Source organism: Thermoactinomyces vulgaris, assembly GCF_003688725.1.
GTDB lineage: Bacteria > Bacillota > Bacilli > Thermoactinomycetales > Thermoactinomycetaceae > Thermoactinomyces > Thermoactinomyces vulgaris.
Window position 1 is genome coordinate 221,502 of the sequence record NZ_REFP01000007.1, and the last position, 8,158, is coordinate 229,659.

The window sequence follows — 8,158 nt, forward strand, 5'->3', positions numbered from 1 at the left end:
TTACGGATTTTCGGATCAATATGCCGGCTTGCGTTGGGGGAATTTTTTTCTTTGCACATTCAGTGCCGTCACAGCATTTTCTGTCTGTTTTCATTGGCGGGAGCGAAGAGAGCATCGTTTTATAAAAGGGAAAAAGAATGAAAATGTGCAATAATGAAACGAAACAGGATCGCAAAAGAGAGGTGTAACAAGATGAAGGCCATCATGCTGCAAGGAACGGCTTCCGATGTCGGGAAAAGTGTAATATGCACGGCTTTTTGCCGTTATTTTTTTGAAGAAGGTTTCAGGGTGGCTCCGTTTAAGTCGCAAAACATGGCTCTAAATTCGTATGTGACACGGGATGGAGGGGAAATCGGCCGGGCGCAGGGCGTTCAGGCGGAGGCAGCGGGAATTGAACCCACGGTCGATATGAACCCAATGCTTTTGAAGCCCACAGGGGAAATGGTGTCGGAAGTGATTTTGCACGGGCACCTTTTTGCTGAACTTCGTGCCGGTTCGTTCCATCACGCAAGCGATTCGATTCTGGCCTCCGTGCAACAGTCTTTGAACCGGTTATCCTGGGAATATGACGTTCTGGTGATAGAAGGAGCGGGGAGTCCGGCGGAGATCAATTTGAAAGAACGGGATATCGCGAACATGTGGACGGCCCGGATGGCGGATGCGCCGGTTTTGCTGATCGCCGACATTGACCGCGGGGGTATGTTCGCTTCGGTTGTGGGCACCTTGGAATTGCTGGAACCGGACGAGCGGCGGCGGGTGAAAGGCATCATCATCAATAAGTTTCGTGGAGACAAAGCATTATTGGAGCCGGGAATCCGATGGCTGGAACAGCGAACCGGGATTCCGGTTTTGGGTATCCTTCCTTTTATGGAGGTTGGCATCGATCCGGAAGATTCCCTGTCGCTCACCGAACTGGCGTTAAAAGGAAACCAAAAAGAAGCGGCTGATCTGGATGTGGCCGTGATCCGTTTTCCCCGTATTGCCAACTTCACGGATTTTTCCCCGCTCATGGATTATCCGGATTTGTCGGTCCGGTTTGTAAGAGCGGCCCGGGAACTGGGAAGACCGGATGTCATCATTCTGCCCGGGACAGAAAATCCGAAAGAAGATTTTGCTTGGCTGAAAAAGACCGGACTGGGAGAAAAAATCCGGGTGTTAAAAAAACAAGGAAGTTCGGTTGTCGGGATCGGCGGAGGCTTTCCCATTTTGGGGACGAAATGGGTTTATCCTGATTGTGAGTCCGAACGCGAAGAGGCCGGTTTGGGGCTTCTTCCCATGGAAATACAATGGAATTTCAACACACCAACCAGCCGGAGCCAAGCAAAACCTTTGGCCGGTTGGGGAGGACCGGACCCGGTGGAAGGATATGAGATTCATTCAGTCCGCCCCCGGAAAGCCGCGGGAGTTTCTCCGCTGTTTGAGCTGTCCGACGGCCGGTTCGACGGCGCGGTTTCCGAAGACGGAGAAGTGTGGGGAACCGGACTTCACGGCGTTTTTGACAATCCTTCCTTTACTGGGCATTGGATCTGCCATCTCCGCTTGAAAAAAGGGTTGCCAAAACGGAAACGAACGATGAAACGAAGAAGGGAAGAAAGGGAAAAGATTTACGCTTTTCTGGCGCAATGGATCCGTGAACACATGGACATGGAACAAGTGAAGAAGATCATGGGAATCTCAAGGTGAGAAGCAGAGAACAAACGACGGGTTTTTAATAAATCGGAGGATAAACAATGGCGAAATGGTATAAGAAAGTAAATATGGATGCGAAAGCGGCTTATTATTTGGCCTTATCTGAGAAGGTCCTCGATAAATTAGCCGGATATGACTGGTTTTCCACTGTGAGAAAATCCATGGATATGTGTTGGGAGTGGACAGAGAATAAAAAGGGTGATTCCTATCACATGTACTTGGAATTGGCTGACGAAGATGAGGGATTTTATATCATCGGACTGGAATATGACGATCTCGAAGAAGGCTCACAGGAAGATTTTGTCTATTGGTGCCTGTTTTTTGCTGTTTCTTATACCGTAAAGCAAGCACTTCTCTTTGAAAAAAAGAACATGAAACCCCTCGGGAAATACAACCCATTGATGATGAATATATGGAGAAAGCATTTATGCAAAATGTCCGAAAAATAAACGGCTATCAAGAAGAATGGGCCGAACGTTTAAAAGAGTACCTGTTGAAAAATCACACGGCAGGCAGTGACAAAGAGATCCAAAGAGAAGAGTTCTTGAAGTTGATTGCATAAATAAAAAGAATTCCGCTCTCTTAACCGGAGCGGAATTTGTTTTTATAATGCTGGTTGAGGAGGGGCTTATGATGATTTGGTATGAAAACATAACTGACGATGCCAAAGTGGCTTATGTATTGTCTTTGACAGAAGAGATTGCGGAACAAACAAAAGATTATGAATGGTACAGACTTATTCGGAGATTATTGAAGATGTGTTGGGAATGGGTGTGCCGACTTAATGAACTCATTGTCCAGACATTTAAGCAACAATTGAAGTTATAGATTTGCGAAACTCTTTAGGGGATCAATAGCCCAAAGCAGAATGTGGCGCCTCTCATCATTGTAGAATTTTATATATTGATCAATGTTGTTTTTAGCTTCCAAGAAAGAAGAATATTCCTGAAGCCCAAACCGTTTCTTCTTTCAGGGTGCGAAACCATCGCTCAATATAAGCATCTGCGTCAGGATTGTTGTATCCCGTTCTTTCTTGCTTGATGCCTGCATCTTTTAGTGCTTTCATATAGCAGCGGCTCGTCATTTGGCACCCATTGTCACTCCGGAATAGTCAGACCCTTGTCTTTTGTACCAAAAGGAAATCGGTTGTTTAAAGCCTGGTCAACAGCCAAAAGCAGCTCTTCTGTACGACAAAATCGTGAAAATTGGTATCCGACAATCTCTTAAGAACAATCCTTAACAATTATTGTTTCATTTGGACTGATAAAGGCACTTCATTTGCTATTGAAATAAATTGAGTATAATATCAGCTACGTATGTTTCAAGTAACGCGGCTATAATGATTAGTGGCAAAACAAAAGCAATATAAGTTCTTAATACTTTTAGAATTTTTTTAATAATGGAGTCTCCTTCTCTATCTTTTTTAAACATATTTATAATTTTCGTTCTAATAACCTGATTTAATTCAAATAGGACGCCCGCTAGTAAACAATAGGCGGAAATTTCGAAAATAGAATGAGGGATGGAAGAAATTATTAGCTCACAGCCTTTGTTAAAATCAACTTGTAATGCAATCCCAAAGACTACACCAAGCAAAGAATTTGTTGAAATAATATTTACTAAATATAGATATTGTATTGGCACTAAAGCTAAGATAAACATTTGCAAAGGTACTGCAAAACCATTATGAACAATATACGACCATACTTTATCAATACCTGTAGATTCTTTTATTTGGCTTGGTGAACTATTCCCTATCCTTTCCATTACTACTTTTAAATCTGGATTAACCATGTAGGTTATTATTGTCGCAATAAAGGTTATAGCAGCTGTTAATATTAAAAAATAACTAGCTCTTTTTAATATGACTTTATTTGCTTCAAGTCTCACAGTAAACATTATAATTTATACCCCCCTTAACTTGTCTAAGATAAATACTTCAGTTCTGTAATTAGAATCGATAGTATGTTATTTTATCTCCCTCTTGAAATAAATGATTTTCTTCAACAAGTTTGTTCTTTATCAAAATTTCATGGTCATTTGTTCGAAGCTTCTTCACGCACCTTTTGGACAGAACCCTTTCTTTCGGAATTTTTCAATATAATGGGGGACGGCGATTCAAACCTCCTCCGGGGGGGATTTCTGAATTTTTTTTATGATCGTGCGTTTTTTTCTCCACACGATTCATGGCCGCTTCCCCTCCCATGTCTCGCGGGTTCGTTTCCTCACATTTCCTCACATTCCTGCGTCCGGCGTGTCCATGAGATAGAAGCCGAAAATGCTCCTTTGCGGGGGCTATGCCCTGATGGATAAAATTTGGTCGGCTCTGCGCTTCGATTGTCTTCCCATGTCATTGAGTGTCGAACGACTTTGTGGGTCAACCAGCCCGGCAAGGTTTTGGATCTGACGCGGATGCTCATAGTTTGTGATACACCGAAGAAGGTCACCACGGTTAGCACGCTGACCTTTCATCGCGATCATCTCTTCGTTCCCCGGAATCGGTTTGACTAGCCTCTCAATCTCGTCATCAATCTCCATGATTCTGGCTTGAAGATGCTCATATTGCTTGAGCAGGCTTAGGAGTACGCGTTTGGCCATGCGTGTCCCCACGGTCAGTCAGACAGAGCGTTCGGCTGCTTGTCGCAGCTCGTTTGCTCTCTTGATTCCGACGCCTCGCTTTACGACATCTTTCCACTTGTTCAACAGATCTTCAGTCGACATCGCGGTGATCTTCTCCGGCAGCGGAAAATGGGTGAGCGTGTACAAATCCGTCTTGCCATCCCAGTCTTGAAAGATGGTACGGAATTCCGGAAAATAACGATCCAACTAGTTGTCAATCCGCCCTGATTTCTTCATTACAGGAATGCTCCTTTAGAATATACGTGAATTATCTTTATTTTTATTTTATATCACGAGTTTTCATTTTATCTAATTCTTTTTTCTTTTCTCATGAAAATATTTTCGGCCACCGTTCCATTCCGCAATCAGAAAAAGCAAACCTGGCAATAAATAAAGGACATAACCAATAGTACTTTCAATTCGATTTGATATTAACATCCATGTTAATAACACAATATAAGCAACTGGTAGAATTGCTCCCCAATATGCTTTATTCCTGGTTGAAAAGAAGAATTGAACGGCTAAAACACCAGCAATAATAAAAACTCCATAAAATCCAATGTCCATTAATTCCCATCCTTTTCTTGTTTATATTTATCGATAATTAATTTCGCGTTTTCCACGCTTATTCGATCATCAATAGACAGTTTTTTGATAAATTTGATGAATTCCTCGTTATCCACAACATCATTAATTTTTAAGTGGATTGAGTACCTGCTGAAAAATCACCCGGCAGGCAGTGACAAGAAGATCCAAAAAGAAGAATTGTTGAAGTTGATTGCATAAATGAAAAGAATCCCGTTCTCTTAACCGGAGCGGAATTTATTTTTTTCTAAGGTTTTAGAATGACGGATTTTTGTTTTACAGAAGTGACCTTTAAATCGTGTAATGGAAATTTTGCCCAATGATTGAACTGGCCTGCATCAAGCAGGTTTATTTTTTATCGCAATTGTCATAAACAAATTCATGCACTATTTATAAAAAATTATTTATAAATACAATTGCCAAATAGACTAATATTTTTTAAAATTATTAATTGTTTCCTGTACAATATATTTAGAGAAATAAGAAAGGAGGAAACGGGGTTACGGATTTTCGTACCCGTCGAAGATATGGGAAAATATTTTGTACGGTTTCTCCTTTTGTTGCTGATCGTCTCGGTGGGAACAGCCTTCTGGGTTCATACCCTTGTTTATGCTGACGGGGGAATTAATATTCCTGAAATTAACGAAGATTTCGATCAATTCGAACAAAAAGACCCGGTTCAGAAGGAACAACCGGTCTCATCCCCTCCGGTTGAAAAAAAGAAAGGAATTGTGGATAAGTTTACCGAATCATTGTCAAAGGTTGGAGATTGGTTCAAGGGCAAAATTTCAGGAGCATGGGAATGGACCAAAGAGAAAGCGGCTGCCTTTTGGGATTGGTTCACCAAGATTTGCTCCAAAATGGCAGAAGTTGTGATTGATACGCTGTCATCGGCTTGGGAATGGGTGAAAAAATATAAAGAATATATTGCTTTTTCCGTCGTTTTAGTGGTTGGTGTTGTATTATGTCTTTTTCCGCTCACGTCTGGATTGGGTGCGGCCATTCTGTGGGGAATGGGTATATCCTTCTTAGTCAGTGCCGTTTTAAATGGCGGGATTAATAAGAACACTTTCTTGGAGGCGGCCATTGGCGGCATTTTGGGATTGGTTGGAGGAGGTATCACGGCAGGAGCTTCCCGGGCATTGACGAGCGGCATCGGGCAAAAGCTGGTCATGGGTGCTAAGAATTCCAAAGTATTGGGGTCTGTTCTGCAAGGAGGACAGAAACTGGTCTCCAAATTGCCGGCACCTCTGCAAAAAGTGTTTGGCAAAGGCGGATTCCTCGGATCGGTTGAGGGTGCCGGAACCAGTGTGACAGACGATATCCTGCATGGGCGGAAGATCAATTGGAAAAATGCCATTTTGGCAGGAGTTTTTGGAGCCGGCTCCGTCGCCGTGGTTCACTTTGCCCAACCAGCGATCAATAAAGCCGTTCAGCAATTGGAACCGGTTCTGGCCAAAACCCCGATTGTCAAAAATATTTTCAACAAAGTTGACGATTGTTTTGCTGTACAGCCAACCAGAGGGTACCATGCTTTGTTCTTGGCGACAAATATTAAATGTGATTATTCAGGCATAACAGACATTCTGAAAAGTGATTTAAAAAAGTGGAGAGAAGAAGTAGGAAATGATTTGGATACGATTGCTGTTGCCAGAACGGATATTGAAGGTTTGGAAGGTGAAGTGTTTAAAGGTGCGTCTCCGGAGGTAATAAAAGCAGCAAAAAAAGAAGCTGGATTGAAATCCTTGGATGAGGAAATGCCTGACAGACCAATTAAGGCTCCATTCAAATCATCTCAATTTAAAAATCACGCTGAAGAAATGGTTATCAACAAATTTATTGCCCGTATTGAAAAACTAAAAAAATATGCAAATCCTGAAGATGTGAAGGGAAAATTTTTTATCCATCAATCTAATACGACTGGTGTATGTGCAGCGTGTAAGTCAGGTTTTGGGAAAAGCCCAAGAAAAGGAATATTATATCAATTTAGCAAGAAATATCCCAATCTAGAAATTGTAGTGTCAAGTGAAATAAAAGAAGGAAATAAGGTTACTAAAAAGCATTTTTTTATTATAAAAAATGGTAAACAATATGAATACAAATACAATAAGTGATTTAGGAGGTATATTTTAATGAAATGGATAGAATGGGTGAATAATGTTAGTTCAGATGCTAAGGCAGCTTATGCTTTAGCTTTGGTGGAAAAATATATGATTGAGATTGAAAAATATGATTGGTTTATGATGGTCAGAGAGGCAATTGATATGTGTTGGAAGTGGGTAGAGGAAAAACAGTACAGTGGCGATGATCTTTATGAAACAGTAGATAATGAAGAGGAAGATGGATTGATTTATATTGAAGGATTGTCTTTTGTAGGTGATGATGCATACGGTCCTCAAGCAGAACTAATTTGGTCCTGTGCGGTCGATGCTGTGTTATATACCGCTCGACAGGCGTATGAAATGAGAGGGGAAGCATTCCCGCAACCCGTTGGAATTAATGATGATGAATTTATGGATGAAGAGTTTAACCAGAAAATAAAAAAGGTAAATGGGTATAAAGAAGAATGGTCCGAACGCTTAAAAGAGTACCTGTTGGAAAATCACCCGACCGGAAGTGACAAGAAGATCAAAAGAGATGAATTGTTGAAGTTGATTTCATAAATCCATGGACATTGTTTCGATGATAAAACGGCCCGCACCGGTAAAAAGGAGCGGGTTTTCGTTTTGGCTTGATCACCTTGAAGGGGAATCCTTTTTTTGAGCTATATAAATCCTAAGGAGGTGATCAGAGCAATGAATGACTTTTCTTTTTTGAAAAAGTATGTCCTTCCATCTGAACATGTGGAAGCACCACCAGGGCAAAAGCATGTATTTTATCCCCTTAATAAACGTGAAGTGGAAGAAGCGGAACAAAGGCTCAATCGAACGTTTCCAAAAGAGTTGAGGGAATTTTATTTCCAGATTGGCTACGGCTTTCTGTGTAATAACCAAGTTAGTTTTACAACTCGGATCATGGATCTCCATTCCATTGCAGATTTGATCTTGGGAGAAGACTTCTGGGAAGATTATGATTTGGTGGATGAAATTGCGGAGCGACCACACCGGTTCCCTTTTTTTGAGTTGGGCAATGACAGCCTGATCTTTTTGGATTTGAGTCAAGAAACAAGGGCTGGAATTCATCCGGTGGACTATGCCGGGATAATCATTGCGGATTCCATCGAAGAGTTTGTGCGGAAGTTGGATGCCAGAGAAAATTACTATTT

General features: G+C 41.6%; 12 protein-coding genes and 2 pseudogenes. 7 read left to right on the forward strand and 7 right to left on the reverse strand.

The window, feature by feature from the left end; all coding sequences use genetic code 11:
- Positions 1-192 precede the first annotated feature (192 nt).
- From ATH33_RS01430 to ATH33_RS01440, 4 genes are all read left to right on the forward strand, one after another.
- On the forward strand, positions 193-1,683 hold the full coding sequence (locus tag ATH33_RS01430; RefSeq protein ID WP_062842903.1) for a cobyric acid synthase: 1,491 nt from the start codon (positions 193-195) through the stop codon (positions 1,681-1,683).
- Positions 1,684-1,730: 47 nt separating this feature from the next.
- Positions 1,731-2,138: an Imm6 family immunity protein gene (locus ATH33_RS01435; protein WP_037993744.1), complete on the forward strand. Its 408-nt coding sequence runs from the start codon at positions 1,731-1,733 to the stop codon at positions 2,136-2,138.
- On the forward strand, positions 2,117-2,251 hold the full coding sequence (locus ATH33_RS13800) for a hypothetical protein (RefSeq protein ID WP_258558499.1): 135 nt from the start codon (positions 2,117-2,119) through the stop codon (positions 2,249-2,251). The genes ATH33_RS01435 and ATH33_RS13800 overlap by 22 nt, the downstream gene beginning before the upstream one ends.
- Before the next feature lie 71 nt (positions 2,252-2,322).
- Entirely contained in the window at positions 2,323-2,517 is a 195-nt protein-coding gene (locus ATH33_RS01440) for an Imm6 family immunity protein (RefSeq protein ID WP_037993742.1), read from the forward strand.
- Here ATH33_RS01440 and ATH33_RS13920 read toward each other — a convergent pair.
- From ATH33_RS13920 to ATH33_RS13925, 7 genes and pseudogenes are all read right to left on the reverse strand, one after another.
- Positions 2,512-2,619 carry a hypothetical protein gene (locus ATH33_RS13920; protein ID WP_121873965.1) on the reverse strand — a complete coding sequence of 36 codons (108 nt, stop codon included), beginning with the start codon at positions 2,617-2,619 and terminating at the stop codon, positions 2,512-2,514. The two genes, ATH33_RS01440 and ATH33_RS13920, sit on opposite strands and share 6 nt — an antisense overlap.
- Complete coding sequence (locus ATH33_RS01450; RefSeq protein WP_220214882.1) at positions 2,609-2,755, reverse strand: hypothetical protein; 147 nt, start codon at positions 2,753-2,755, stop codon at positions 2,609-2,611. Before ATH33_RS01450 ends, ATH33_RS13920 begins: the two co-directional genes overlap by 11 nt.
- Before the next feature lie 215 nt (positions 2,756-2,970).
- On the reverse strand, positions 2,971-3,588 hold the full coding sequence (locus tag ATH33_RS01455) for a stage II sporulation protein M (protein ID WP_121873967.1): 618 nt from the start codon (positions 3,586-3,588) through the stop codon (positions 2,971-2,973).
- Positions 3,589-3,984: 396 nt separating this feature from the next.
- Positions 3,985-4,287, reverse strand: coding sequence for a hypothetical protein (locus ATH33_RS01460; protein ID WP_052186633.1), 303 nt, complete (start codon positions 4,285-4,287; stop codon positions 3,985-3,987).
- A gap of 18 nt (positions 4,288-4,305) precedes the next feature.
- Positions 4,306-4,515, reverse strand: a complete 210-nt coding sequence (locus tag ATH33_RS01465) for a hypothetical protein (protein ID WP_052186632.1) — start codon at positions 4,513-4,515, stop codon at positions 4,306-4,308.
- Between the two features lie 73 nt (positions 4,516-4,588).
- A pseudogene (locus ATH33_RS01470) lies at positions 4,589-4,875 on the reverse strand (hypothetical protein).
- Positions 4,875-5,009: pseudogene (locus ATH33_RS13925) on the reverse strand (SHOCT-like domain-containing protein); the annotation flags it as partial. The pseudogenes ATH33_RS13925 and ATH33_RS01470, both read right to left, overlap by 1 nt.
- 441 nt (positions 5,010-5,450) lie before the next feature.
- Here ATH33_RS13925 and ATH33_RS01475 point away from each other — a divergent pair.
- The 3 genes from ATH33_RS01475 to ATH33_RS01485 all read left to right on the forward strand — a co-directional run.
- A complete protein-coding gene (locus ATH33_RS01475) occupies positions 5,451-7,007 on the forward strand; it encodes a hypothetical protein (protein WP_147437057.1) in 1,557 nt (518 codons plus the stop codon).
- An 18-nt stretch (positions 7,008-7,025) separates the two neighbouring features.
- Entirely contained in the window at positions 7,026-7,556 is a 531-nt protein-coding gene (locus ATH33_RS01480; protein WP_062842905.1) for an Imm6 family immunity protein, read from the forward strand.
- A gap of 132 nt (positions 7,557-7,688) precedes the next feature.
- On the forward strand, positions 7,689-8,158 hold a 470-nt coding region (locus tag ATH33_RS01485; RefSeq protein WP_121873969.1), incomplete at its 3' end, for an SMI1/KNR4 family protein.

What these genes read in the sequence shown, in the direction of transcription:
- ATH33_RS01430 (WP_062842903.1), top strand. Translation starts at nt 193, where the DNA reads ATGAAGGCCATCATGCTGCAAGGAACGGCTTCCGATGTCGGGAAAAGT.
- ATH33_RS01435 (WP_037993744.1), top strand. Translation starts at nt 1,731, where the DNA reads ATGGCGAAATGGTATAAGAAAGTAAATATGGATGCGAAAGCGGCTTAT.
- ATH33_RS13800 (WP_258558499.1), top strand. Translation starts at nt 2,117, where the DNA reads ATGCAAAATGTCCGAAAAATAAACGGCTATCAAGAAGAATGGGCCGAA.
- ATH33_RS01440 (WP_037993742.1), top strand. Translation starts at nt 2,323, where the DNA reads ATGATTTGGTATGAAAACATAACTGACGATGCCAAAGTGGCTTATGTA.
- ATH33_RS01450 (WP_220214882.1), bottom strand. Translation starts at nt 2,755, where the DNA reads ATGAAAGCACTAAAAGATGCAGGCATCAAGCAAGAAAGAACGGGATAC.
- ATH33_RS01455 (WP_121873967.1), bottom strand. Translation starts at nt 3,588, where the DNA reads ATGTTTACTGTGAGACTTGAAGCAAATAAAGTCATATTAAAAAGAGCT.
- ATH33_RS01460 (WP_052186633.1), bottom strand. Translation starts at nt 4,287, where the DNA reads ATGGCCAAACGCGTACTCCTAAGCCTGCTCAAGCAATATGAGCATCTT.
- ATH33_RS01480 (WP_062842905.1), top strand. Translation starts at nt 7,026, where the DNA reads ATGAAATGGATAGAATGGGTGAATAATGTTAGTTCAGATGCTAAGGCA.